This is a genomic window from Paenibacillus amylolyticus (assembly GCF_001570725.1).
Taxonomy (GTDB): Bacteria; Bacillota; Bacilli; order Paenibacillales; family Paenibacillaceae; genus Paenibacillus; species Paenibacillus amylolyticus_A.
This window is the reverse complement of record NZ_BCNV01000001.1, coordinates 2,784,837-2,810,605: the sequence shown is the minus strand read 5'-3', so window position 1 is coordinate 2,810,605 and position 25,769 is coordinate 2,784,837. Positions and strand designations below refer to the sequence as shown.

Genomic DNA, 25,769 nt, shown 5'->3' with positions numbered 1-25,769 from the left:
AGTGGAATGAGAGGAAATGACTCCACTTGCAAAGAACTTCTTGGATTTTTTTGTGCAGAAAGAACGATAGGTGGGCAGTTTATCAAAGTTACTACTTAAGAGGAATGCAAAAGGAATGCAAATATGCTAAAGTTTCATCAAGAACATTTTAGATGTTCTCTACATTGAATTTCCATGCGACTACATAAATGAGCATTGGTTCACAAGGCTAAAATAAAACCTGGGGGTATCCCTTGGGTACAGAAAAGGAGTTGTGATCACCATGCAACAAGAAACGCTGAACAAAGGCTGGAATTTGGACAATAGTTATGCGCAGCTACCGCAACCCTTTTTTACAAGTCAGGGTGCGGTTCCGGTTGACTCACCGAAGCTGATTATTTTCAATAGACTGCTTGCATCCAGCTTGGGACTGGATGTGGAGTCTCTTGACAGTGATGAAGGAGCGCAAATTTTTGCAGGTAACCTGATTCCGGAAGGAGCCGAGCCTTTAGCTCAGGCCTACGCAGGACATCAATTCGGCAATTTTAACATGCTTGGTGATGGACGGGCTTTGCTGCTGGGAGAACAGATTACGCCACAGGGCGAGCGAGTGGATATCCAGCTGAAAGGTTCAGGAAGAACACCCTACTCCCGTGGAGGGGATGGACGAGCTGCTGTTGGACCCATGTTGCGTGAATATATCATTAGTGAAGCTATGTATGCACTGGGTATTCCAACGACTCGCAGTCTGGCGGTGGTGTCTACAGGAGAAAACATTATTCGCGAAACAGAGCGGCCTGGAGCTATCTTGACCCGTGTGGCTTCCAGTCACATCCGGGTAGCAACCTTTCAGTACGCAGCAAGATGGGGCTCAATTGAAGATCTTCGGGCGTTGGCCGATTACACGTTGCATCGACATTTTCCTGAGGTTGCTCAAGCCGAAAATCGTTATCTTCTGCTCCTTCAGGAAGTGATTAAGCGGCAGGCGGCTCTCATTGCCCAGTGGCAGCGTGTTGGTTTCATTCATGGTGTGATGAACACGGATAACATGGCCATTAGTGGTGAGACCATTGATTATGGTCCATGCGCCTTTATGGATAATTACAATCCTTCGACCGTATTTAGCTCCATTGACAGACAAGGTCGCTATGCTTATGGTAATCAACCGTATATTGCCGGGTGGAATTTGGCTCGATTTGCCGAGACACTTCTGCCGTTGTTGCATGAAGATGAAGAACAGGCGGTGCAACTCGCGCAGGATGCCATCGCACAATTTTCTGAATTGTACCATCATCACTGGCTCAAGGGGATGCGTGCCAAACTTGGCTTGTTGGATGAAGAGGCCGAAGATGAGGCCTTGATCAAGGATCTTCTTGAACTTATGGAGAAGCATAGTGCAGATTACACCAATACGTTCCTGGCTTTGACCTTTGATACATTGGAAGGGACAACGTTGTCTGGCACGACAGAATTTGCTGAATGGCATGCGCGTTGGCAATCAAGATTGGACAGTCAGCAAGGGGAGAAGGAAGTGTCTAAGCAGTTGATGAGAACAAGCAATCCAGCCGTCATTCCTCGCAATCATCGGGTCGAAGAAGCGCTTGAGCGAGCAGAGAATCATGGAGATCTTAGCTTGTTGGAGAAGCTTTTGGCTGTTCTTTCAGATCCATTCAAGCATTCACCTGAACAGGCTGAATATGCTGAACTACCTGCACAATGTAATACTTCGTATCAGACTTTTTGTGGGACCTGATTAAACAATATGAAAGAAGAAAAGGCTGCCGTGGGCAGCTTTTTCATTTTTTCACACTGTCATCGACGTTAATATCCATCATTGACATTGAATTCGGAGATTGTCATGTAATAATTAGAGAAGAAGTGATTTACTTATATAGGCAGGTGTAGTGATGTCCAACATGTTAAGCAAACAACAACTGGCAGCGATCCTTTTAGAGTTGTTAGAGCGAACAGCTTTCCATAGGGAACAGATGCAGAACTATGTTAACCGTATGTTTGAGAGCTTTAAATCGGATGGTGTCCCCTATGTAGAGTGTGGAAAAGATACGTATATCGTTCGAATATACGAACGTGGTCTCGTCTCGTTAGAGAAACGGGTGAAACAGCCAGATGAAGTCATCTATTGGCTGCTGGAGGATAGTATTTTCACCGCGACGCATGTGGGGTTGTTGGAAAGATATGGCGTGGATAATAAACAGACGCATTTGGACTACACAAATGAAGTGATGAATGAACTAAACAGGGGTGTTCAGGAAGCCTTCCAGCAGATCGGTGATCCGTATTTACATTGGCATCAGACGGGTAAACGTCAGGAGTTAGAAGGTATGAAATAAATAAAAATGAGGTGTGTTACGTGAGCGAGCAAGATATTAATGATGTATGGTATGATTATGCTGTGTTATTTGTCGAAAAAAAGAATGAATCTGAACAGGGCTGGGCTTCGTTGACTTCGAACGAGCAGGACATTGCTGCTTTATGGCTGTTAGAGGCGGATGTCTTTAATGGCGGTTTTATTCAGTTTTTCTGTAACTGGGGTGAAGAGGTATACCGTTACGCGTTACGGGCATTACATACCATTGGTGCGACTCAAGTGTTGGAGATTGTAACATCAGCATACGGCTGCATTGAGCATCTGGAAGAGGATGAACGGCTTACTGAACTGTGGGATATTCCTAAATTTCTGACACAGGAACAGGAGCAGCGTTTAGATACGTTGGATCAGCAATTTTGGAGCAATGAGGATCAGATTGCGGAGAAGGCCTATTGTTATTACCACGGGAAATTGAACATGATGACTATATAAGCTGGTTTCAACTATGCACCCATAGCTCTGTTGAAAGATTGCATACTTGCCCTTGCAATGACTCAAACGTTCGGCTATACTTGCTATAAATTGAATACATGAATCACGTTGATAGAGCGCAGTAGCGGCTTTGTCCCTGTTACAGAAAGTCAGGGGTTGATGGAACCTGATACATACAAGGGCTGCGAATTACACTCTGGAGTACTTGGGTAATGCCAAGCGGATGGGCAAACGATATATTGCCAAAAGTGGTATGGATAGCGTGTTAAGGTCACGTGTTGTCCATGCAATTTGGGTGGTACCACGGTTATGATAATCGTCCCTGTGTCTAATGAAGACAAGGAGGCGATTTTTTTGTGTCCAAAAAAGCCGTTCCAGCGTGTTATTTCGTAATTTAACGTAGATCATGACTGAATCTTGAGGATAGAAAAGGGGTTTTTACGAATGAATATTATTGATGAACTACAGTGGCGTGACGCCATTAACCAGCAGACAGATGCAGAGGGACTGCGTGAGTTGACTGAAACGAAATCCGTCTCCTTGTACTGCGGAGTTGACCCTACGGGGGATAGCATGCACATCGGACATCTAATTCCCTTCATGATGCTCAAACGTTTTCAACTGGCAGGACATCGTCCAGTCATTCTGATTGGTGGAGCTACAGGTACGATTGGTGATCCAAGTGGACGTCAGGCAGAGCGTTCTTTGCAAACCATGGAGCAGGTGCAGGAGAATGTGGATGCACTGACAGCACAGATGAAGAAGCTCTTCGTAACCGACGGTGACAATCAGGTTCGTATGGTGAACAACTACGATTGGACACACAAAATCAATGTCATCGAATTCTTGCGTGACTACGGCAAAAACTTTAACCTCAATACGATGTTGGCTAAGGATGTCGTTGCGAGCAGACTGGAAGGCGGAATTTCGTTTACCGAGTTTTCCTACCAGATTCTTCAATCACTCGACTACTTGCACCTTTTCCAGAACGAGGATGTACAGCTTCAAATCGGCGGTTCTGATCAATGGGGTAATATCACGAGTGGTCTCGACTTGATCCGCAAAAAAGAAGGATCTGAAGCGAAAGCGTACGGTCTGACCATTCCGCTGATGCTCAAATCCGACGGAACCAAATTCGGTAAAACAGCTGGCGGCGCAATCTGGCTTGATCCGAACAAAACGACACCATTTGAATTCTACCAGTTCTGGGCGAATACAGATGACCGTGATGTCATTAAATACTTGAAATACTTTACCTTCCTGAGCAAAGAAGAGATTGAAGCTTTGGCTGAAAAGGTAGAGACAGAGCCACATAAACGTGAAGCACAGAAAGCACTCGCGGAAGAAATGACAAAATTCGTTCACGGCGAAGAAATGCTGGAACAGGCTAAGCGTATTACAGCGGCGCTGTTCAGTGGTGATATCCGTTCCCTGACAGCAGATGAAATCGAGCAGGGCTTCAAGGAAATGCCAACATTTGAAACGGACGGCGAAGCGAAAAATATCGTGGACTGGCTCGTGGATCTGGGTCTGGAGCCATCGAAGCGCCAAGCGCGTGAGGATGTCACCAAAGGTGCGATTTCCATGAATGGTGAGAAAATCACGGAGCTTGAATTCACCGTGTCGGCAGAGCATGCCATTGGCGGTAAATTCATCATTATCCGTAAAGGTAAAAAGAACTACAGCCTGGTTAAACTCCAATCATAGTGTCTAAGTATTAGAAGTTTTAGAACGAAATACGGAAACGTATCAGACTATACCACAACACTTATTTAGAAACAAAAAGACCGTCTTCCATCTCTGTCAAGCGACAGAGCGGAGACGGTCTTTTGTATAACGTTATTGCTTGACCTATATTATTGATTAACGATGGCTGTGATCTCTTCATCCAGATCAAGTCGCACGTTCTCACGGTACGCCCGAATGTTGTATTCACTGTGCAGGTAGCGAAGAATCGCTTCAATCATATTGGACTCCACCAGATATTGACTGCGGCCTTGAATCCAAACTTCAGCGGAATAACCTGTATCTTCTTCCCAGCTCAGTTCTACGTTCACATCGGTTGGACGTACACCCTTACGTTCTGCCATATGAATACAGATTGCATTCACAATTTCATCCATGCTCAGAACCATAGAGATTAGTACCGTCCGTTTCTGTTACGGTCATCATCACGATCATCATTGCGGCGGTCATAACGACCATCCGCTGCAGGTTTACGACGGTTGGAGATGGCTCTGAAGAGTGCCATAGCCAGCATAACAATCAACATGATTGCGGCAACGTTCACGAGCAATCCAAGGATGTTACCCAGGGCGCCCATGCCACCGAACAATCCACCGAACATCATACCAGCAAGACCACCAAGCATCATGCCTTTCATGAAGCCGCCGCCACCGCCGAAGAATCCACCACCACGGGTTGCAGCTGCACCAGTACCGGAGTTATTACCGGAATTGGATTGATTCACGTTACTGTTGGAGTCGGATTTCTTAGGTGTGTTAGTATAACTTTTCGTACCGGATTTGAATCCGCCACCACGTCTTGCATCCGCAGAATCCGGATTCGTTACTCCCACTGTTGCGAACAATAATGTAAAGGCCATAAATACCATCATTAGATGTTTAACTCCAAATTTTTTCTTCATTGTAAAGATCGTAACCCCCCGATTAATTTGTTTGAATCGCCCAAAAATGGGCCTTACTCATGTAATACGTTCAACTAGCAGTAACGTTTCAAATTTTATTAAATTTCTGAAACGCTTGGATTTGGGTCTTGAATTGCAGCTTGGCCATCAAGCAATTGGGTAACCCAATGACACCATTCCAGGCCTGTTTGCGCATGCATTAACCCTTTTTGTACCAGGATGTAGCTTCCAAAATCTCGGTTGCCTACACGAAGATTATCCAGAGGTATACGTGATTTCAAATCCTCGAAATAACGGATGCGTTCCATAAACCAGCTTTTACGCTCATTCAGAATGCGTCTCATGCTTCCGTCTTCCGCAATGCCAACACACAAGATACGCAAATTAAATTCATCGCGTGTAACCGGTGCGGTAACAGGAGTAATCATCCATTCCAAGAGCTTTTCAATGCCTTTTTCCGTAACTGCGTACATTTTCTTGTCCGGTTTGTCAGACTGCTGTACCCAGCGGGAGGCCAATAACTCATCGTTTTCCATCTTGGACAGGAGCGGGTAGATCTGGCTGTGCTTCGCCTGCCAATGCGGCTGAATCTTCAGCATCAGATCATAGCCCGATGACTCCTCGCGGGTAAGTAGCCCGAGCAATCCGTAGGAAAGTATGTTCATGCACATGTCTCCTTAATATTAGGGCTGGGTCAGAGAAAATAAACAAATTTGCTTTCTTTGACCGCTTTCATAAAAGTGTACACTGAAACTGTATGGTTTGACAACCTGACAGAACAACTGCCTCAATTTAGACAAAAAAAGTGCGAACCATAAGGTCCGCACTCCAAACCATTTAGAGAGATGCCTGTTGTCCATACCCCTCAGCGACAAGATCAAGCTCACCTGTAGCAGAATCGATAACCATGCCGTGGACGGGTACATTGGGTGGAAGTAGAGGATGCTTCTTGATCACTTCCACAGTATGTTTTACCCCTTCTTCTACGCTGTCAAACCCGCGCAACCACTTTTGTAGACGGATGCCAGAATTCTCCAGGGTTGTCATGACTTCTTCCGATACACCACGCTCAACCATATGTCCAATCATGGTCTCTGCGTGAAGGGAAGCCATACCACATTCCGTATGTCCAACAACCAGAACTTCATCTGCACCCAGTTCATAGATGGCGACAAGCACACTACGCATTACACTGCCGAAAGGCTGAGAGATAATCGCGCCAGCGTTTTTGATGATTTTCACATCACCGTTCTTCAGATTCATGGCCTTGGGCAGCATTTCCACCAGACGTGTATCCATACAAGTGATGATAACCATCTTTTTGGTTGGAAACTTTCCAGCCGTATACTTTTCGTATTCTTTAGTCTCGACAAATGATTTGTTGTAAGCCAAAATCTCTTGAATGTTGTTCATGTCCATTGCCTCCTGTTATCCAATACGACGAGCACGGCCACTTGCATTTGATGCAGCTTGTCCTACGCGCCTTTGCGTTATTAGTATATCACGGTCAGCAGATCACATTACTCCAACCTTTTTAGAGGTTGTTCAAAAAGTCCGTTTTTGATTACGAATGATGCCTAAGAGCATCATCAGCATCGAAGTTGAAATTCAGCCGAAATAAGCAGACGCTTACGAAGATTGTTTCCTTCGGAAACATGTAGTTGCACACGTAGTTTTCCTACGCTCCGATACACCATTTCTACCTGCATTTCATCTTCTCGGTAATGAAAACCAGACTTTTTGAACACGTATCTTCAGGAGGATAATGCAATTTGCCTCTGTTAAAAGTTGATTATACGCAATGGGAAAAGTATCATCAATAGGGTATAACATTTTTTTTGAAGAGGTGAACGATAACAATGGATAAACAAACACTAGAACATTTGGAATCCTTCCGTAATTTGGCTCGTAAAATTAAGAGCTATCATGAAGCCATTGGTTTGCTTCACTGGGATCTGCGCACAGGTGCGCCGAAAAAAGGCGTTCCGACTCGTTCGGAGACGCTGGGTATGTTGTCCACCGAAGCATTCAAGCTGCAAACTTCTGCTGACATGAAGACCTACCTGGATGCATTAACTACTCCAGCAGTATTGGAACAACTCGAAGATATAGATCGTCGTTTGGTTGAGGATTGCAAGAAAGAATATGATCGCAGTCAGTCAGTACCACCTGAGAAAGTACAAGCGTATACCGTGCTCACGGCCAAGTCCGAAACCGCATGGGAAGATGCCAAGCATAACAGCGATTTCGCAGGCTTCTCACCTTATCTGACAGATATCGTTAAGCTCAAACAGGAGTTTATTGATTATTGGGGTGTGAAGGATACGCGTTATGATACGTTGCTTGATATGTATGAGCCGGATCTGACCGTTGAGAAAGTGGATGCTGTATTTGCCCGCCTCAAAGCACGTCTGGTGCCTCTACAAGAGAAGATTAATGTTTCAGAAAACAAGCCAAATACAGAGTTCCTGAATCAGTTGTTTGACACTGAACAGCAGGAAAAGTTCAGTCTGTTCATCCTGGAACAGATGGGCTATGACTTTGAAGCTGGACGATTGGACGAGAGTGTTCATCCTTTTGCAACAGGCCTTAACCCGGGTGATGTGCGGATCACCACACATTATTTGCAGGATGATGTAGCGAGCGCAGTCTTCAGTTCACTGCATGAGGGCGGACATGCCCTGTATGAGCAAAATATTGATGACAGTCTGGCGGGTACCCTTCTTTCAGAAGGAACGTCCATGGGTATTCATGAATCCCAGTCCCGTCTTTGGGAAAACATGATTGGGCGCAGTCTGCCGTTCTGGACACGCTATTACAAAGATTTGCAGCAGCATTTCCCGCAACTGAGCGAGGTTGCACTGGAAGATTTCTATCGTGCAATCAACCGGGTGGAGAGTTCGCTTATTCGGATTGAAGCGGATGAACTAACCTATAACCTGCACATTATTATCCGATATGAGATTGAGAAAATGTTGTTCAATGATGGCCTTGAAGTGAAGGATCTGCCAGAGACCTGGAATGCAAAATACAAGGAATACCTTGGTATTATGCCAACGAATGATGGAGACGGTGTTCTTCAGGATGTTCACTGGTCCGGTGGCGACTTCGGTTACTTTGCATCGTATTCTCTGGGTAATATGTATGCAGCTCAAATTCTACATACATTGCGCAAGGAAATGCCGGAGTTCGATACCCATATTGCCGAAGGTAATCTCATTCCAATTAAGGAATGGCTTACAGACAAAATCTATCGATATGGCAAAAGTCGCACACCTTCCGAATTGATTGTTGCCGTAACGGGTGAAGAATTGAATCCGGATTATCTAGCCGATTATCTGGAAGCTAAATATGCGGAGATTTACAAGCTGTAATAGCGCTTAAACAGCGTATTACAGTAGCATTTCGAAGAGCTGAAGAGTCGGGCATCATTGCCCGGCTCTTTTTTGCATTCAAGTTCTTAACCTTTTGTTGGGCATCAGCATATCCATAATAGAGAGAAACTGCTGAAACCAGTGAAGGAGGGAAACAACATGAAATACACGCCATGGTTCGTCCGGGGCATCGTTATTCTGCTGATTATCATTGTGGCACTCACCAGCTGTAATAAGGAAGACAATGAAGCCAAGATTACGATTGGCGAAGTGACTCGTTCGGTATTTTATGCACCGGAGTATGTGGCCGTGGCTCAAGGTTTTTTTGAGGAGCAGGGACTTGAGGTGGAGATTCAGACGACAGCTGGCGGTGACAAAACGATGGCGGCATTGCTCGCCGGTTCAGTGGACATTGCACTGGTAGGTGCAGAGACGTCCATATACGTCTATCAGCAGGGAGCGGAAGATCCGGTCATTAACTTTGCCCAGCTTACCCAGACGGATGGTACTTTCCTGTTCGCACGTAACCCGGAAGGCAGCTTCGATTGGGAGCAACTGAGGGATTCCACATTTCTCGGGCAGCGTAAAGGCGGAATGCCACAAATGGCAGGGGAGTTTGCATTGAACAAACATGGTATCGATCCGCAAAGTGATTTGGAGCTGATTCAGAATGTGGACTTTGCCAACATTGCGTCTGCTTTCGCCTCAGGCACGGGTGATTATGTTCAACTGTTCGAACCCCAGGCATCGATCTTTGAACAAGAAGGTCGGGGCAAGGTTGTTGCATCTTTTGGAACAGAAAGTGGTCTTCTGCCTTACACCGTCTTCATGACGAAACAAAGCTATCTTAACGACAACAAGGATATCGTACAGAAGTTTACGAACGGTCTGCACAAAGCGCAAGCATGGGTAGATTCCCATACGGCTGAAGAGATTGCAGAAGTTATTACACCTTTCTTCAAAGACATCGATCCAGCCATTCTGGTCAGCAGTGTGAACCGTTATAAGGAACAGGGCAGCTATGCAACGGACCCGATCATTGATGAGGAAGAGTGGAACAATCTGCTTGATGTCATGAGTGCCGCCGGAGAGTTGAAAGAACGCGTGGAGTTGAATGCAATTGTGGATAATGCCTATGCGGAAGAAGCTACGATATCGAAGTAATGGGGTATTCAGGAAAGGAAGTGAGCAGAATGCCTGAATCCGAAAGTGTGATCCGACTGGAAGGGATCTCTCAAGTCTATGTCAGCGAGCGGGAGGCTTCATTGGTGATTGAAGACTTGAGTCTTGAGATCCAGAAAGGGGAGTTCGTCAGTCTGGTTGGACCGAGCGGATGCGGTAAAACGACATTGTTGTCGATCATCGCCGGGCTGCTCACACCTACTCAAGGAGAGGTCAAGATTAAAGGCAAGCTCGTAGGCGGCCCCTCCGCACAGATTGGTTATATGCTTCAACAGGACTATCTGTTTCCATGGCGGACCATTCTGGATAATGCATTGATCGGACTTGAATTGACAGGCAGACTGGATGAGCGTAGCCGTGAGCGTGTACGGGAACTGCTGATAAGTATGGGTTTGGCTGGGACAGAGAATCAGTACCCCTCAGAGCTTTCAGGAGGCATGAGACAACGGGTGGCTCTGGTGCGTACGCTGGCAACCGACCCGGGAATTTTATTGTTGGATGAACCGTTCTCGGCACTCGATTATCAAACCAAGCTGCAACTGGAAGATCTGGTTTCGGACACGTTAAAAGAGTTTGGCAAAACCTCTGTACTTGTCACACATGACTTGTCTGAAGCCATTGCGGTCAGCGACCGCGTCATTGTACTGGATCGCAATCCGGGTCGTATCCGTCGTGAATTTATCATTCCCGATGGAATTCGCAAATCTCAGCCATTTCATGCCAGGGAGCAAGAAGGATTCAATGAGCTGTTTCAGGCGTTATGGAGCGAACTGGACCAGTCCGGGGGAGGTGAGAGAGACGCGTGAATCAAACGAATCCGAAGCAGGAAAAGCGTGACGAGTGGATGGGGCAGCTGCATCGGAATCATATTCAGCAGGTGGCCAGATGGCGACATCAAGTGCTTGCTGTACAGTTATCCATGCTGGTATCTATGTTTTTGCTGTGGGAACTGGCGGGCAGACTCCGATGGATTGATGTGCTGTTGTTCAGTTATCCTAGTAAAATTTTTGCTCAGATCGGTAAAGACATCGCAAGCGGGGAGTTGTGGGCACATGTAGGAGTTACCGTAGGGGAAACGGCAGTTGGTTTTTTACTGGGAACACTGGTGGGGACCTTGCTTGCGGTTTTAATTTGGTGGTCTCCTTTTTTGTCTAAAGTGCTGGACCCCTATATGGTTGTGTTTAACAGTATGCCAAAGGTAGCCCTCGGCCCGATCTTTATCGTTATGTTCGGCGCGGGTTTTACAGCGATTGTCATGACCACGTTGTCCATCACGGTCATTATCACGACACTGGTGGTATATAACAGCTTCAATGAAGTTGATCCCAACTATATTAAAGTCATTCGTACGTTTGGTGGAGACCGTTCCGAGATTTTTACGAAAGTCGTATTGCCTGCTTCTTTTCCGGCGATTGTATCGACCTTGAAAGTTAACGTAGGTATGGCTTGGGTGGGGGTAATCGTAGGTGAGTTTCTGGTCGCTAAACAAGGTCTTGGTTATCTGATTATCTACGGATTCCAGGTATTCAACTTCACGCTCGTATTATCGAGTCTGTTAATTATTGCTGCAGTTGCAACAGCCATGTATCAACTTGTTGTGTATGCAGAGCGCAAATTACTCGCTGGGCGCAGGTGATTTAGCCGTGTTTTATTCCTATTATGAATGTTTATGATATGTATACAATTTCACAAGGGGTGTCACGTTGCCCGATACCGTAAAATCAAGTACCATATTTAGTATGAATATTCCGCGCAGATCCGGAATGAATGCGATGATTGGAGAAGAGGGCCTTGAGGTTCTGTCGCAACGATCTAACTTGCCAGCGTCCCTCATTCGGGGCGTGTTGCTGTGACCGGCATGCATGCGCATGTCGGTTGATGTCGTCTAGTTTACATTTGGATGAGACATACTAGTCATCATAACTGAATGAGGCGACGAGCTGGCTAAGAATTTTTTTGCAGCTTAGAGGAGATGGAATGTTAAATGGGTTTTAGGGTAATTAAAACCGCAATCGCCGCATTAATGGCCGTATTGATTGCGGATTGGTGCCGCCTGCCGGGACCAACATCAGCGGGATTGCTTGCCATTCTTGGCGTGGATGTAACGAGAAAACGAAGTATTCGCACCATATCGGCGCGTTTTTTTGCTTCAGTAGTTGGGCTTTTATTTGCAAGTGTACTTTTTCACTTTCTAGGCTTCCATTATTGGGTGCTGGCAGTATACATATTGATCGCATTCCCGGTGATTGTTCGGGTAGGCTTCAAGGAAGGCATTGTAACAGGATCAGTCGTGGTGTTTCGGGTGTTTGGGGGCGGGGAGATGGACATTCATGTCATTCTCGTGCAAATTGCATTGCTGCTGATTGGTCTTGGTTCAGCAATGGCAGTTAACCTTGCTTATATGCCGGCAGCCGATCCACAAATGCTGCGCATCCGCAAACGTATCGATGAACTTTTCTCGAAGATCTTCAAAGAATTTGCGGCGACGCTGCGTAATCCTAATGAAGCGTGGGCAGGGAGAGAACTGATTGAAGCAGATAAAGCGATTCTGGGCGGCATCGAAGCAGCCAAGCGATCTCTGGAGAATCAGGTGATTCATCCGAATGAGGAATGGAGTGTCTACTTCTATATGCGCAAAACGCAGCTGGACTCCATCCAGCACATGATGCATCTGGTGTCCCAGATCTATGAGAAGATGCCACATGCGGAAATGGTATCGGAGCTATTCGATCAACTCAGTCAGGATGTGCTTACTGAATCCTACACTGGACGAACTGAAAAACTTCTTGCGGATGTGCAAGAAGAATTCAGACGTATGGAGCTGCCGGATACAAGGGAAGAATTCGAGATTCGTTCAGCAATTCTCCAGCTATGCCGCGAACTCGCGCTTTATCTGAAAGTCGCGAAGAAGGACAAAGCACCGTCCCCAATCTCGGACCGGTCCCAATCTACAAACGAATAATAGAAAATAGTTGTCACCCTAGACGAATGCCCTGCATACACTTGTAGTGAATGATTGTATGGAGGAGGTTTAAAGATGTCATTGAGTCATAAACATCAATGTAGAGAGATTATCACGAAGGCGATCTGCGGCAAAGGTCGTAAGTTCTCTACCGTAACACATACCGTGACTCCGCCAAATGGTCCGACAAGTATTTTGGGGGCTTGGATTATCAACCACCAATATGAAGCCGTATCAGCGGGTGACGGAATTGAAGTTATTGGTACTTACGATATCAACATTTGGTATTCCTATGACAAGAATTCGCAGACGGATGTAGCCAAAGAAACGGTGTCGTATGTAGAACATGTGCCTTTGTCCTATTTGGACCCGAAACACCGGACTTCCACAGTAGAGGTATCTGCGGATGCAACGCAGGAACCTAGCTGTGTGGAAGCCACAGTATCAGCAGGTGGAAGCAGTGTAATTATCCGGGTAGAAAGGGAATTCGCTGTGGAACTCGTTGCCGAGACAAAAGTTTGTGTGAAGGTCTGCACAGATGGTTGCGGTGATTACGAAGACAAGGACTATGACTTTGGCAGTGGCGATGGAGATTATGACGATCTCGATCCTGATCTGCTCGACGATGAGCTGTGAGTTGGACGCCTGTATTTGATAACCTAAGGTATCATATGCGCCAGAAGGCGCGGTGAAGAGGGCGTAAGCCCTCTTTCTTCTTAAATATTGAAAAATGGGTGGTAACGAGCCTCGCAATGTGCCAGGAATACCTTTCACGGGAAGGCTCCGCATTGCGGGGTTATTTTTATTTTAGTTGCATGATCTGGGAGGGGGGGCGTCATGAATGTGATGCAACAAGCGGAGGAAGCGCTACGCCGATATGAAGATATGACCTCTGCTCAACGTACAGAACGGTTGAAACAGGCAGGCATAGAAGTATTGTCACTACAGGATCGGCGTAAGCGTGAACCAGGTTTGCGTGTACGCTACGATGTAGAGATAAGCTGTCTGCAGGCGATCCGGATCAAGCGTAAGGATACTAGCGGCATGGGAGGGACACAGGAAAGTCTGTTGGAGCGTGAAGCGAGTTCAACCTTGTTCAAGCGTGTTGAACGGCTTGCGATCAAAACGCTGTATACGCTAGGACTGGATCATGGAGCTGTTCGAATGGAATCCTCCGGGAACGGCGGTTGTGCCGTGATTTCGATCGATCCGTGCCCCTGGAAAGGGGTGACCAACCTTGCCGCTACCTACAGGGAAAGCTGGAAGCAGCAGCAGGAACTGCTGGATGAGGAGTGGAATCACAGACCCGTTCCCATACTTGGGATGGACCCCGAGTTTGTTCTGGTACAGATGCCAGAATCCAAAATTGTACCCGCCTCCAGATTTCTCGAACGCTCAGGAATGGCAGGCTGTGATTCCGTGACGATTGGTGGCCGGCGTATATACCCAATTGCCGAATTGCGGCCCGCACCCAGCTCTGAGCCGCGTGAGCTACTGGCTCATCTTATGAGGGCATTCGCAGCGGCTTCTCGCAGCATCAGTGATCACTCACTCATCTGGCAGGCAGGAGGGATGCCACAGCGTGGATTACCTCTAGGCGGTCATATTCATTTTAGTGGCGTGAATCTTACCGGGGAACTGCTCCGTGCACTGGACAATTATCTGGCATTGCCGCTGGCATTTCTTCAAGACCCGCGTGGATCGGGGAGACGGCCCCGTTATGGAGCACTTGGTGATTTTCGCCTGAAATCCTACGGTGGGTTTGAGTATCGTACGTTACCCAGTTTCCTTGTGTCGCCCCTTGTTGCGAAAGGCGTTGTGGCATTGGCAGGTCTGATCGTGAGCGGGTATACTCAATTACGGCAGCGTCCGTTGGAGAAAGCTGATGTTCATACCGCTTTTTATGAAGGAAAGCGCGAAGTGATCAAGGAACACATTCCAGCTCTGGTAGATGATCTGAAGAGCTTGGATGGATATGCACGTTATGAGCGGTATGCGTCACCGTTACTCCTTCAATTAAAACTGGGAAGAACCTGGGATGAGAGCCGCGATATTCGCAAACTCTGGAATATTCGGGCAGGTTCATGAAGTACGGGCGTTTTTTTGATATAATAAGAAACAAGTCTTTTTAAATGATAGCAACGGAAGATATGGAAGCAGCAACCTTTGAAGGAAGTGGCGATTAGCCAAAACATAAGGCGGAGGCGCAAACACAGTGCCTGACCGTCTTATTGTCCTTCCAGGACGCGTTTCTTCCTGACATTATAGGAACGGGATGGAGGATATTCATCATGGCTCAGTATACGCCGATGATTCAACAATATTTGCAAGTGAAGGCCGAAGCGCAAGATGCTTTTCTATTTTTTAGACTGGGTGACTTCTATGAACTGTTCTTCGAGGATGCGATTAATGCTTCCCGTGAACTTGAGATCACGCTGACCGCACGTAATGGGGGCACGGATGACAAAATTCCGATGTGCGGTGTACCTTATCATTCGGCTGACAATTACATACAGCGTCTGATTGAAAAAGGATATAAAGTCGCGATATGCGAGCAGATGGAAGATGCAAGTGTAACTAAAGGCATGGTTCGACGTGAAATTGTACGTGTGGTTACACCCGGAACGGTGATGGAAGGAAAAACGCTGGGGGACAAGTCCAACAACTACATGGTCTGTCTTACAGGTAATCAGAATACGCTGGCGCTTGCAGCTTGTGATCTTTCAACAGGTGAATTGTATGTGACATCAGTACCCTATTCCAAGGAATGGCTCAAGGATGAAATCGGAATCTATGAACCATCGGAGCTTGTAGGGGATGCAGCGTTGCTTGAAACGGTAGAAGCCGAGGCATCTCCAATCGGTCGCCCTGTGGTCTACACGTCGTGGACAAAGAATAAGGAAGATCTGGTCCGTCAGCAGTTTGGAGAGGCTGTGTGGGCCAGATTGGAGCCTGAACGTCAAGCGTGTATTGCACGACTTTTCTCCTATCTGAGTGAGACACAGAAACGTTCGCTTGGACAATTAACACAAATCTCAACATATGAGCCGGATCATTACATGATCTTAGACCCATTTACCCGCCGAAACCTGGAATTAGTGGAAACCGTTCGTGAGCGTTCCAAAAAAGGTTCATTACTCTGGTTGCTTGATCGGACTGAGACGTCCATGGGTGCGAGAATGCTGCGTCGGTGGGTCGATAAGCCATTGCTGCAAAAAGGGAAGATTAATGAGCGTCTGGAAGCGGTGGATACACTGTACAACCAGTTTATATTGCGTGAGGACCTGCGGGCAGAACTCAAAGACATCTATGATCTGGAGCGATTGGTAGGCCGGATTGCTTTTGGTAATGCCAATGGTCGTGATCTGAATGCGCTCAAGTCATCGCTCGAGAAAATTCCAGGGCTACGCCAGCATTGCGCTGGATCTTCTTCTGCAACACTCCAACATATTGCCAATACGATGGATGATTGCAATGATCTGCGTGAAGCCATCGGGCAAGCCATTGTGGACGAGCCGCCGGTATCGGTAAGGGACGGAGGTCTTATTCGTGAAGGCTATCATGAACGTCTGGATGAATTGCGTGAGGCTTCGGTCAACGGGAAACAGTGGATTGCGGAGCTGGAAGCGCGAGAGCGTGAGGCGACAGGCATTCGATCGCTGAAGATTGGATATAACAAAGTGTTTGGTTATTATATCGAGATCACCAAGTCCAATCTGTCCTCGTTGCCAGAGGGACGTTATGAACGTAAACAGACACTCGCTAATGCAGAACGATATATTACGCCGGAGTTGAAGGAAAAAGAGACGTTGATTCTTGAAGCTCAGGACAAAATGGTTGATATTGAGTATGGACTGTTCGCAGAGCTGCGCGAGCGATTGAACAAAGAAATTGCAAGACTGCAGAAACTGGCCGAACAGGTTGCAGAGATTGATGTGTATCAGTCCTTTGCGGTGATCAGTGCTGAGCGAAACTTTGTACGACCTACACTGACCGACGGTTATGATCTGGTTGTAGAAGAAGGACGTCATCCGGTCGTTGAGGCGGTCATGCGAGATGGCGCATTTATTGCCAATCACACGGCAATGACCAAGGAAGAGGCACGTATTCTGCTGATTACCGGTCCGAATATGGCTGGTAAGAGTACGTATATGCGACAGGTCGCTTTAATCTCCATTTTGGCGCAAGTAGGTTGTTTTGTACCTGCGGGTCAGGCGGAAGTGCCGATCATGGATCGCATATTCACACGGATCGGTGCCGCGGATGATCTCATTGGTGGACAAAGCACATTCATGGTGGAGATGGCGGATATTCAGGTCATGACGGACAAAGCGACACCGCGCAGTCTGATCATTATCGATGAATTGGGACGGGGAACGTCAACCAGCGAAGGTATGGCTATCGCACAGTCTGTTATTGAATATGTACATGATATTATCGGCTGTAAAGCTCTTGTATCAACTCATTTCCATGAACTTGCTCATCTGGAGGAGAGTCTGGACAAGTTGGCCAACTACTCGATGGCCGTACAGGAGAGTGGTGACAAAGTTAATTTCCTACGCAAATTGATTGCCGGGGCAGCCAGCAGCAGTTATGGTATCTATTGTGCACGGCTTGCAGGTCTGCCTGATAGCATTATTGAGCGGGCGAATGGATTGTTGCATGGGTTCGAGCATGCAGCTGCGCAGGTAGCGGTAGGTAGTGAGTATATCGGTAGTGAGAAGCAGGAAGCAGGCCTGAATGTCAAAGGTGTAGAATTCCAGCACACGGATGCAGCACCATTAATTCGGGAGTATGAGACTGTGGAAAGTACAGATTACACAGCTTCTATTGAAGATTCGGTTGGGAAGCAACATGCCAAGAAATCAAACAGCAGCAAAGTACAGTCCAGTGCGAGCCAATCGGATGTGGTTCAACTGTCCATCTTTGGAGATGATGAGCCGAGTGTGGCAACGAAAGCGGATGTAGTTGCGGTGGATAAACCAGCGCGAGAATTCATCCGTACGATGAAAGATATCGACGTCATGAATATGACGCCTCTTCAGGCGATGCAGATATTGAATGATCTCAAATTGAAGGCACAGCAATTATCCTGAGTATAAGGGAGGGGAAAACCTGTGGCGAAAATACATGTGCTTGATGAACATATTGCCAACCAGATCGCGGCGGGTGAGGTGGTCGAACGACCTGCTTCAGTCGTCAAAGAGTTGCTCGAAAACTCGGTGGATGCAGGCGCAACCAAGATTGAAGTCACGGTGGAAGAGGGTGGACTCCTCAGTATTCGTGTCAAAGACAATGGTTCAGGTATTGAGCCAGAGGATATGGAGACTGCCTTTTATCGTCATGCGACTAGTAAAATAGCCCACGGCCGAGATCTGTTTCAGATCACAAGTCTTGGATTCCGTGGCGAAGCCCTGGCGAGTATTGCCGCAGTGTCCAAGGTAGAGGTGTTATCCGCAAGTGATAATGATGGGCGGGGGCGCCGCATCGTAATTGAAGGCGGGAACCTTATATCTCATGAAGATGCAACCTCACCCCAAGGTACAGATTTTGCAGTGAGAGAACTATTTTACAATACACCAGCCAGACTCAAATATATGAAAACGATCCAGACGGAACTGGGACACATTTCAGATGTCCTATACCGGATGGCTATGTCTCACCCGAACATTTCGTTCCGATTGCGCCATAATGAGAATGTGTTGCTTCAGACGTTGGGTAACGGCGATCTGCTGCAAGTGGTTGCAGCGATCTATGGGACAAGTGCTGCCAAAGCGATGCTTCCCATCCAGGGAGAAAGTCTGGATTACCGGGTGAGCGGGCTGATCAGTCTGCCAGAATGGACACGAGCGAATCGTGGTGGGATGTCGACGATTGTTAATGGGCGATTTGTTCGCAATTACGGTCTCAATCAGGCGATTCTCAAAGCCTACCATACCTTGCTGCCCATTAATCGGTTCCCACTTGTCGTGGTGCAGTTGGAGATGCACCCCTCTCTCGTGGATGTGAACGTGCATCCGGCCAAGTTGGAGGTTCGCTTCAGTAAGGAACCAGAACTATATGAATTTATAGAGACGACGCTACGGGGGATACTCCGGCAGGAGGTATTGATTCCACAGGTCAAAAAGCAGCAGATTCGACGTGGAGACGATAGTTCCTTTATCCAGGAACAATTCCTCTTTCCACGTGGTCCTCTGAAAGATCCATCTGATGCAGAAGGATATGGTCAACAAGGTCCGCTCGGGAAACCTGGTAGTGCGCCGCTGAAGTTGACTGCGGAAGATGATGATCTGGATTTGGATGCTCCGGCGGATGTGACCACAGGACAACCAGTATCTGAAGAGGGTCAGTCGGTGCCGCTGCCCGAAGCTCCACCTGAGATTACACACCCCCCTGAGCAGTTAGAAAGTTGGAACGGGGATATCTTGCAGAAGATTGCTAGTCATGACGGGGAGCAGACATCTGTTGACGTGCAAAAAGGCGCTAAGGATGTAAGGACAAGTTTAAATTCAAGTACAAGTTCTACCGAAACTTTTCCGAAAACTGACCTCTCTTCTCAAGATCGCAGAGATCGTAGAGCAACAGAGAAACCGTTGGGTGAAGGCACACCAGCTACGTACCGCTCCGATTCCGTATATTCATCGGTTAGGGAAGCACGTTCATCGTATAACCCGTCTTCGATTGCGAGAAATGAACGGACGTGGAAAACTTCAGCTTTGCCTGATGCGACCCAACTTGCCGCTGCCATTAAATCGGATGCATCCATGCCCGCATTTCCGGAGCTGAGTCTGATCGGACAGCATCATGGTACGTATTTGATTGCGCAAAATGACCAAGGTTTATATTTGATTGATCAGCATGCCGCTCATGAACGTGTAAATTATGAGTATTACTACGAGAAATTCGGTAACCCTGCCCAGGCCTCACAAGAGTTACTGCTGCCGATTACGCTGGAGTTCACACCTTCGGAGACGGAAAAGCTGAAAACAAGACTGGCCTGGTTCGAACAGGCGGGTGTATATTTGGAGCATTTCGGTGGACAGACGTTCCGTGTGCGTTCCCACCCGTTCTGGTTCCCCAAAGGGGACGAGAAAGACATTATTGAAGAAATGTCCGAATGGGTTCTTAGTGAACGCAGTATAGATGTCGCCAAGATGAGGGAGGCTGCATCCATTATGTGCTCCTGCAAGGCGTCTATCAAAGCCAACCAGAAGCTGACGGATCAGGAGGCAGAGGTGCTGATTCAGCGTCTTGGTTCATGTCGACAGCCCTACACGTGTCCGCATGGGCGACCGATAGTGATTTCATTTTCAACGTATGATCTAGAGAAATTATTTAAACGAGTGATGTAGCTATTTAGGGGGACATTATGTACATTACAACCGGTGACAAGGAGATTGCCTCTCAGGTGGAGCGTGCACGTAAGCTCGCCGAAACGACTGGAGGTACCTACGTACCGCGCAAGAGAACGTCTTTACCCAGACTAATTGAACATTATGGTATCGATGAAATCCTGGTCGTGCTCAATGGCAGAGCGCGCCTGTTTCGCAAGGATGCAACGGAGCTTGAGTTTCACCCCAGTATGGGATTTGTTCGTGCTAAACGTGTGCTAAGAGGGGAAGCCGACCCCATGCTGGAAGCTGGTCTGGTAATTGAAGGGGACACAATTATTGATTGTACCGCTGGACTCGGTTCAGATGCGCTGGTATTTTCGGTTGCGGCTGGGAAGAATGGACAAGTCATTGCCTGTGAAAGTTCTCAACCGCTCTATACCCTGCTGCTGGAGGGCATGTCTCATTATAAGAGTAATCAGCCCTTGGTGGATGAGGCTTTCCGGCGCATAGATCTGCGGCATGTGGATCATCTTGAGTTGCTTCGTTCCATGCCGGACCGTAGCTGTGACACCGTTTATTTTGACCCCATGTTCCGTGAGCCGATGATGGATTCGAGTGCTATACAGCCCTTGCGGGATTATGCGAACGCTCATGCGTTGCACGAACAGAGCATTATGGAAGCGAGACGGGTTGCCCGTAAACGTGTCGTTATGAAAGAAAAGCGCGGCAGCGCGGAGTTTGACAGGCTCGGATTTGAAATACTTGATCGGGCGAATGCAAAAACCCTGTACGGAGTGATTAATGTTGAAAGCGGAAGTTAAACCAAAACCTAAACTGCTTGTGCTGGTTGGACCAACAGCAGTAGGCAAAACGAGATTGAGCATCGAGCTTGCCCAAGCATTTAATTGTGAGATTATTTCAGGGGATTCGATGCAGGTATATCGTGAAATGGATATCGGAACAGCCAAGATTACTTCTGAAGAAATGAAAGGTGTACCCCATCATCTCATTGATATCCATGAACCGGAGTATCCGTACTCTGTGGCCGAGTTTCAGGAGAGTTGCACACGATTGATTAGTGAAATCCATGAACGCGGTAAAATGCCCTTTATTGTAGGTGGCACCGGTCTGTATGTGGAATCGGTATGTTACGGCTTCCAATTTTCCGATAGTGGTTCGGATGAAGCATTCAGGGAGCAACAATTCAGCTTTGCGGAGCAATATGGAGCACAGGCTCTTCATGATCGTTTGAGGGAAGTTGATCCAGTTAGTGCGGATCGTCTGCATCCGAATGACCAGCGGCGAATTGTACGTGCGCTTGAGATCCATCACCTCACAGGCGAGAAGTGGTCTGATCAGCTGGCAGTACAGAAGAAAGAGTCGCCTTATGACCTTCTTATTGTTGGTTTGACAATGGATCGTCAGAAGCTGTATGCCCGGGTAGAAGAGCGGATTGACCTGATGATCGAACAAGGTTTGGTCGATGAGGTGAGATCCCTGTTGGAACGTGGAGTGGCGAGAGGTCATATTTCCATGCAAGGACTGGGTTATAAGGAAATTGCAGCGTTCCTGCAAGGAGAAGTGAGCTGGGAAGCGGCGGTTGATTGGTTGAAAAGGGATACGCGGCGTTTTGCCAAACGTCAGCTTTCCTGGTTCCGCCATATGAAGGATATTGAATGGGTGGACATGACAGATACCGAAGACTTTGAAGGAAACTACAATCAGGTAAGTGACTTGATTACACGAAAATTTAACTGATTTGAGCAATGATTAGTATTGATCTCATATGCCTGGATTAGATCAGCGAATGTAAACCTCTACCTTTTGAAATTTAAAAAGATAGAGGTTTTTGCTTATCACTAGAACAGATGGAAGGGATTTACGCTTCACTAAACAAGCAAGGAGTATGCTTAAAAACGAAGATTTTGTCCCTCTTTTGCAAATCTGGCAAGCGGTGTATAATGGATAAGTCTTCTAGTTGTACACCACGCCAAGAATGGGTGCAAAATAGCAGACAAGGGGTTTTTGTGGATTATATGAAACTGTTCATGATATAATAGCACGAAAGCTACTCAGCGATATTGAATATTACTTGAACACGAATTCAAATGAACCAATGGGGGTACGGCTAATGAACAAGTCCATCAACATCCAAGATACGTTCTTGAACCAACTGCGGAAAGAGAATATTCCTGCTACGGTCTATCTGACCAACGGCTTCCAAATCCGCGGGACGATCAAGGCATTTGACAATTTTACGATCGTCATTGACAGCGACGGACGCCAGCAAATGGTCTACAAGCATGCCATCTCCACGTTCACGCCGCAACGCAGCGTATCGCTGATGCAGCAAGATAACAGCGGCGAAGCTTAAAAAAATTACGAAACCTTTTCACCAACCATTTCGTCTACAAGTATAGGTATTGAAACAGAGCAACCTGAATAAAGGGTTGTTCTTTTCATTCCGGGCAAAATATGTTTAATATATGCCTGAGCCTACAGACGAATAGAAATTATGCAACCGAAAGGGAGTCAGGAGGTAACATGCCAAACGATCCGTTGTCGAGGTCTAACAATCGCAACAACAATAACAAGTCACCCAAAAAAGCGAAGCCAAAGACCTCTAAAAAGAAAAAAATTACGGGTAAACGCGTTGGATGGACACTGTTTTTCACAATGGCAATCGCCATATTCTGTGCACTAGGCGGATATTTATTTATTATGGTGAGTGGCGAAAATCTGCTCAAAGCCAACAAGGACAAAACCACAATTAATGAAACTTCAAAAGTATATGATCGAAATGGCCAATTAATGGGGGAGCTGTCCATTCAGAAGCTGGAACCCGTCAATGAAGATGATATTCCAGAGCTGGTGAAGCAAGCCTTTGTCGCAACGGAGGATAAACGATTCTACGATCACCAAGGCGTGGATATCTGGTCCATTGGGCGTGCCGCGGTTAAGGATGTCATGGCTCGTTCTATGGTGGAAGGTGGTAGTACACTCACCCAGCAGCTTGCCAAGAACATGTTCTTGTCCCGTGACAAGACGTTCTTCCGTAAAGCAACGGAAGTATCGATTGCCATGGCATTAGAGCGCAAGTACACAAAAGACGAAATCCTGACGATGTACCTGAACCGGATATTCTTCGGCCATCAGCGTTACGGCATTAAAGCAGCATCTGAATTTTATTTTGGAGTTACCGATCTCAATAAATTGAAGTTGTGGCAGATTGCCACATTAGCAGCTATGCCGAAAGGCCCTTCTGCTTATAATCCGGTGAGCAATCCAAACGATTCAAAAGCACGCCGAGGTGTGGTATTGCAGCTGATGTATGAACAAGGCTACATTACCAAGGCGGAGATGGATGAAGCAAAAGAGATTAACTATAACTACAAGCGACCAGAAAAAGATCAGAAATATCAAGCCTTTATTGATTATGTGCTCCGTGAAGCTGAACGTGTAACAGGCAAAACGGAAGATGATCTGAATATCGGTGGATACAAAATCTATACAACCATGGATGCTCAGGCTCAAACAGCCATGGAAACTGCCTTCACGGATGATAGTCTGTTCGAGGCAAGCAAAGATGATCAACAGGTTCAAGGCTCCATGGTTATCATGAACCATGAGAATGGTAGCCTCGTTGCCCTCCTTGGTGGACGGGATTATCAGACCAAAGGCTATAGCCGTGTAACGCAGAGTCGAAGACAACCAGGTTCAGCTTTTAAACCGATTGTGTCTTATGCACCGGCTCTAGAATCAGGAAATTACAGTGCTAACTCGTCGCTGAGTAATGCGAAGCAATGTTTTGGTAACTACTGTCCTGGTAACTTGCATGGATATTCTTCAACCATCAGTATGACGGAAGCCATTACGAAGTCGGAAAATATTCCTGCGGTTTGGCTACTTGATAAAATAGGTGTTAACACAGGCATTAATTTTGCCAAGAGTGTAGGCATACAGCTGACAGATGAAGACAAGAACTTGGCTATTGCCCTCGGTGGTCTGAGTAAAGGTACAAATACACTGGAAATGGCGCAAGCCTATAGTGCATTTGCTAACCTAGGCGAATACCGAGCAGCCTATTCCATTAAAGAAATTAAGGATAGCGCAGGCAAAACCACGTACAAACACGATAACTCGGACACAACGCGTGTCATGAGTGAGCAAAATGCGTATCAGCTTACACAGATGCTACAGAACGTTGTTAATGACGGTACGGGACGTTCAGCACGTCTGGATCGTCCGGTAGCGGGTAAAACAGGCACTGTTCAAAGTGGCATCTCTGGCAACAGTGCCAACCGTGATGTATGGTTCGTTGGATACACACCGGAATGGACCGCCGCAGTCTGGATGGGCTATGACAATCCGGATGCGAATCATATGCTTAAGAACAGCAGTAAGCTGTCGGCAGCTTTCTTTGCCAAAGTCATGGGAGATGCGATGAAAGGTGTTCCCGTGAAGCAATTCAAAACACCGGCTGGAGGGCAGGCACCTCCGCCAGTAGAAGAACCAGAACAGCCAGCACTGTCCGTTAGTGGATTGAGTGGATCATATGATCCCTCTGCTCAAACCGTCTCACTGAGTTGGACGGGTACGGGGGACGCGAGCACACAATATCGTGTATATCGCAAAGAAACTTCTGAAGCGCAGTTTACTCATCTCATAGATGCAGTAGGCGCTACCAGTGCACAAGATTTAAGTGCGTTGCCTGGTCTAACCTATGAGTACTATGTGACAGCCTACGATTCGGCATCAGGACTGGAGACGGATCCTTCAAACACCATCTCTCTGATGATTGAAGCGCAGGAAGTGCCACCGGAGGAACCTGATCCTGGCATAGACCCTGGAACAGAGATAGACCCTGAGCAGCCTGGTACAGAGAATCCGGACAATGGTTCACCGGATAATGGCAACTCGAACGGTAATAACGGCAATGGTAATGAAAATGGCAACAACGGAAATGGTAATGGTAATAACGGAAACAATGGCAACGGTGGTAATAACGGCGGAGCCGGTCAAGGAAACGGTCAACCTGGGGGAGGAAATACGACCCCACCTGGTCAGGGGACAACAGATCCAGGTAGTACCGGTGAAGGTTCCGATGATGGGTCCGTAACGACGCCTGGCGAAGTTGTAACCCCGGACAGCGGAACGAGTGGGGATACTGGGGGCACAGATGTACCTGCAGATTCTCAAGCGGGAACTGGCGGCTAAGCCATTGAATCACTAAATAGCTACATTATAGCTACATTGAAAAACTGCTTCCCGGAAACCCGGTGAAGCAGTTTTTTTGTGTTATACGGAACCATACGTAATAGAAGCTCATTTAATGAATAGGTGGGACAAAGCTTGATTTTGAGTGTATACCTTAAATATGGTAAGCTGTAACTATTCGTAATACGTTGTGCAAGGTGGGTCCAGAGCGCTGGAAGCCTTCATGCGGACGTTATTACATTGTTCACCAATA

21 protein-coding genes and 1 other annotated feature are annotated in these 25,769 nt (G+C 47.0%); of the genes, 17 read left to right on the top strand and 4 right to left on the bottom strand.

Annotated elements, in window-relative coordinates; all coding sequences use genetic code 11:
• Nucleotides 1–262: 262 nt before the first annotated feature.
• The 4 genes from PAHA3_RS12415 to tyrS all read left to right on the top strand — a co-directional run bounded on the left by PAHA3_RS12415 (nucleotide 263) and on the right by tyrS (nucleotide 4,507).
• Nucleotides 263–1,732 (top strand): protein adenylyltransferase SelO, encoded by a 1,470-nt coding sequence (locus PAHA3_RS12415; protein ID WP_082762791.1) that lies wholly within the window; start codon nucleotides 263–265, stop codon nucleotides 1,730–1,732.
• Between the two features lie 154 nt (nucleotides 1,733–1,886).
• Nucleotides 1,887–2,330: an Imm63 family immunity protein gene (locus PAHA3_RS12410; protein ID WP_062835016.1), complete on the top strand. Its 444-nt coding sequence runs from the start codon at nucleotides 1,887–1,889 to the stop codon at nucleotides 2,328–2,330.
• A 20-nt stretch (nucleotides 2,331–2,350) separates the two neighbouring features.
• The gene (locus PAHA3_RS12405; protein WP_062835015.1) at nucleotides 2,351–2,800 is read left to right on the top strand and encodes a DMP19 family protein; all 450 of its coding nucleotides are present in this window, start codon (nucleotides 2,351–2,353) and stop codon (nucleotides 2,798–2,800) included.
• 99 nt (nucleotides 2,801–2,899) lie between these two features.
• Nucleotides 2,900–3,127: a binding site (T-box leader), on the top strand.
• 117 nt (nucleotides 3,128–3,244) lie between these two features.
• Nucleotides 3,245–4,507 (top strand): tyrosine--tRNA ligase, encoded by a 1,263-nt coding sequence (tyrS, locus tag PAHA3_RS12400; RefSeq protein ID WP_062835014.1) that lies wholly within the window; start codon nucleotides 3,245–3,247, stop codon nucleotides 4,505–4,507.
• Nucleotides 4,508–4,656: 149 nt separating this feature from the next.
• Here the strand turns inward: tyrS and PAHA3_RS12395 are convergent, their stop codons facing one another.
• The 4 genes from PAHA3_RS12395 to PAHA3_RS12380 form a co-directional block, all read right to left on the bottom strand.
• Complete coding sequence (locus PAHA3_RS12395; RefSeq protein ID WP_017687903.1) at nucleotides 4,657–4,935, bottom strand: YxcD family protein; 279 nt, start codon at nucleotides 4,933–4,935, stop codon at nucleotides 4,657–4,659.
• A 5-nt stretch (nucleotides 4,936–4,940) separates the two neighbouring features.
• Complete coding sequence (locus tag PAHA3_RS12390; RefSeq protein ID WP_062835013.1) at nucleotides 4,941–5,447, bottom strand: hypothetical protein; 507 nt, start codon at nucleotides 5,445–5,447, stop codon at nucleotides 4,941–4,943.
• Nucleotides 5,448–5,545: 98 nt separating this feature from the next.
• On the bottom strand, nucleotides 5,546–6,112 hold the full coding sequence (locus PAHA3_RS12385; RefSeq protein WP_062835012.1) for a PadR family transcriptional regulator: 567 nt from the start codon (nucleotides 6,110–6,112) through the stop codon (nucleotides 5,546–5,548).
• A gap of 172 nt (nucleotides 6,113–6,284) precedes the next feature.
• Entirely contained in the window at nucleotides 6,285–6,860 is a 576-nt protein-coding gene (locus PAHA3_RS12380) for a beta-class carbonic anhydrase (RefSeq protein ID WP_062835011.1), read from the bottom strand.
• Nucleotides 6,861–7,306: 446 nt separating this feature from the next.
• On the opposite strand from PAHA3_RS12380, the gene PAHA3_RS12375 reads away from it, so the two are divergent.
• The 13 genes from PAHA3_RS12375 (at nucleotide 7,307) to PAHA3_RS12315 (ending at nucleotide 25,516) form a co-directional block, all read left to right on the top strand.
• Complete coding sequence (locus PAHA3_RS12375; RefSeq protein ID WP_062835010.1) at nucleotides 7,307–8,821, top strand: carboxypeptidase M32; 1,515 nt, start codon at nucleotides 7,307–7,309, stop codon at nucleotides 8,819–8,821.
• 159 nt (nucleotides 8,822–8,980) lie between these two features.
• Entirely contained in the window at nucleotides 8,981–9,985 is a 1,005-nt protein-coding gene (locus PAHA3_RS12370; RefSeq protein ID WP_062835009.1) for an ABC transporter substrate-binding protein, read from the top strand.
• 29 nt (nucleotides 9,986–10,014) lie between these two features.
• Nucleotides 10,015–10,809 (top strand): ABC transporter ATP-binding protein, encoded by a 795-nt coding sequence (locus PAHA3_RS12365; protein ID WP_062835008.1) that lies wholly within the window; start codon nucleotides 10,015–10,017, stop codon nucleotides 10,807–10,809.
• Nucleotides 10,810–10,847: 38 nt separating this feature from the next.
• Nucleotides 10,848–11,639 (top strand): ABC transporter permease, encoded by a 792-nt coding sequence (locus tag PAHA3_RS12360; RefSeq protein ID WP_062836083.1) that lies wholly within the window; start codon nucleotides 10,848–10,850, stop codon nucleotides 11,637–11,639.
• A 348-nt stretch (nucleotides 11,640–11,987) separates the two neighbouring features.
• Nucleotides 11,988–12,965: an aromatic acid exporter family protein gene (locus PAHA3_RS12355; protein WP_062835007.1), complete on the top strand. Its 978-nt coding sequence runs from the start codon at nucleotides 11,988–11,990 to the stop codon at nucleotides 12,963–12,965.
• 75 nt (nucleotides 12,966–13,040) lie between these two features.
• Nucleotides 13,041–13,601, top strand: a complete 561-nt coding sequence (locus PAHA3_RS12350) for an outer spore coat protein CotE (protein ID WP_062835006.1) — start codon at nucleotides 13,041–13,043, stop codon at nucleotides 13,599–13,601.
• A 201-nt stretch (nucleotides 13,602–13,802) separates the two neighbouring features.
• On the top strand, nucleotides 13,803–15,053 hold the full coding sequence (locus tag PAHA3_RS12345; protein ID WP_235599431.1) for a putative amidoligase domain-containing protein: 1,251 nt from the start codon (nucleotides 13,803–13,805) through the stop codon (nucleotides 15,051–15,053).
• 203 nt (nucleotides 15,054–15,256) lie between these two features.
• Nucleotides 15,257–18,061, top strand: coding sequence for a DNA mismatch repair protein MutS (gene mutS, locus PAHA3_RS12340; RefSeq protein WP_153028210.1), 2,805 nt, complete (start codon nucleotides 15,257–15,259; stop codon nucleotides 18,059–18,061).
• Nucleotides 18,062–18,082: 21 nt separating this feature from the next.
• A complete protein-coding gene (mutL, locus tag PAHA3_RS12335; RefSeq protein ID WP_062835004.1) occupies nucleotides 18,083–20,317 on the top strand; it encodes a DNA mismatch repair endonuclease MutL in 2,235 nt (744 codons plus the stop codon).
• Between the two features lie 17 nt (nucleotides 20,318–20,334).
• Nucleotides 20,335–21,120, top strand: a complete 786-nt coding sequence (locus PAHA3_RS12330; protein ID WP_062835003.1) for a class I SAM-dependent methyltransferase — start codon at nucleotides 20,335–20,337, stop codon at nucleotides 21,118–21,120.
• Complete coding sequence (gene miaA, locus PAHA3_RS12325; RefSeq protein ID WP_062835002.1) at nucleotides 21,101–22,057, top strand: tRNA (adenosine(37)-N6)-dimethylallyltransferase MiaA; 957 nt, start codon at nucleotides 21,101–21,103, stop codon at nucleotides 22,055–22,057. Before PAHA3_RS12330 ends, miaA begins: the two co-directional genes overlap by 20 nt.
• A gap of 373 nt (nucleotides 22,058–22,430) precedes the next feature.
• Nucleotides 22,431–22,673, top strand: coding sequence for an RNA chaperone Hfq (hfq, locus tag PAHA3_RS12320; RefSeq protein ID WP_017687918.1), 243 nt, complete (start codon nucleotides 22,431–22,433; stop codon nucleotides 22,671–22,673).
• Between the two features lie 170 nt (nucleotides 22,674–22,843).
• Nucleotides 22,844–25,516 carry a PBP1A family penicillin-binding protein gene (locus PAHA3_RS12315; protein WP_062835001.1) on the top strand — a complete coding sequence of 891 codons (2,673 nt, stop codon included), beginning with the start codon at nucleotides 22,844–22,846 and terminating at the stop codon, nucleotides 25,514–25,516.
• Nucleotides 25,517–25,769 lie beyond the last annotated feature (253 nt).

Coding starts and splice junctions, on each gene's coding strand:
- PAHA3_RS12415 (WP_082762791.1), top strand. CDS start 263: ATGCAACAAGAAACGCTGAACAAAGGCTGGAATTTGGACAATAGTTAT.
- PAHA3_RS12410 (WP_062835016.1), top strand. CDS start 1,887: ATGTCCAACATGTTAAGCAAACAACAACTGGCAGCGATCCTTTTAGAG.
- tyrS (WP_062835014.1), top strand. CDS start 3,245: ATGAATATTATTGATGAACTACAGTGGCGTGACGCCATTAACCAGCAG.
- PAHA3_RS12395 (WP_017687903.1), bottom strand. CDS start 4,935: ATGGTTCTGAGCATGGATGAAATTGTGAATGCAATCTGTATTCATATG.
- PAHA3_RS12390 (WP_062835013.1), bottom strand. CDS start 5,447: ATGAAGAAAAAATTTGGAGTTAAACATCTAATGATGGTATTTATGGCC.
- PAHA3_RS12385 (WP_062835012.1), bottom strand. CDS start 6,112: ATGAACATACTTTCCTACGGATTGCTCGGGCTACTTACCCGCGAGGAG.
- PAHA3_RS12380 (WP_062835011.1), bottom strand. CDS start 6,860: ATGAACAACATTCAAGAGATTTTGGCTTACAACAAATCATTTGTCGAG.
- PAHA3_RS12375 (WP_062835010.1), top strand. CDS start 7,307: ATGGATAAACAAACACTAGAACATTTGGAATCCTTCCGTAATTTGGCT.
- PAHA3_RS12370 (WP_062835009.1), top strand. CDS start 8,981: ATGAAATACACGCCATGGTTCGTCCGGGGCATCGTTATTCTGCTGATT.
- PAHA3_RS12365 (WP_062835008.1), top strand. CDS start 10,015: ATGCCTGAATCCGAAAGTGTGATCCGACTGGAAGGGATCTCTCAAGTC.
- PAHA3_RS12360 (WP_062836083.1), top strand. CDS start 10,848: ATGGGGCAGCTGCATCGGAATCATATTCAGCAGGTGGCCAGATGGCGA.
- PAHA3_RS12355 (WP_062835007.1), top strand. CDS start 11,988: ATGGGTTTTAGGGTAATTAAAACCGCAATCGCCGCATTAATGGCCGTA.
- PAHA3_RS12350 (WP_062835006.1), top strand. CDS start 13,041: ATGTCATTGAGTCATAAACATCAATGTAGAGAGATTATCACGAAGGCG.
- PAHA3_RS12345 (WP_235599431.1), top strand. CDS start 13,803: ATGAATGTGATGCAACAAGCGGAGGAAGCGCTACGCCGATATGAAGAT.
- mutS (WP_153028210.1), top strand. CDS start 15,257: ATGGCTCAGTATACGCCGATGATTCAACAATATTTGCAAGTGAAGGCC.
- PAHA3_RS12330 (WP_062835003.1), top strand. CDS start 20,335: ATGTACATTACAACCGGTGACAAGGAGATTGCCTCTCAGGTGGAGCGT.
- miaA (WP_062835002.1), top strand. CDS start 21,101: ATGTTGAAAGCGGAAGTTAAACCAAAACCTAAACTGCTTGTGCTGGTT.
- hfq (WP_017687918.1), top strand. CDS start 22,431: ATGAACAAGTCCATCAACATCCAAGATACGTTCTTGAACCAACTGCGG.
- PAHA3_RS12315 (WP_062835001.1), top strand. CDS start 22,844: ATGCCAAACGATCCGTTGTCGAGGTCTAACAATCGCAACAACAATAAC.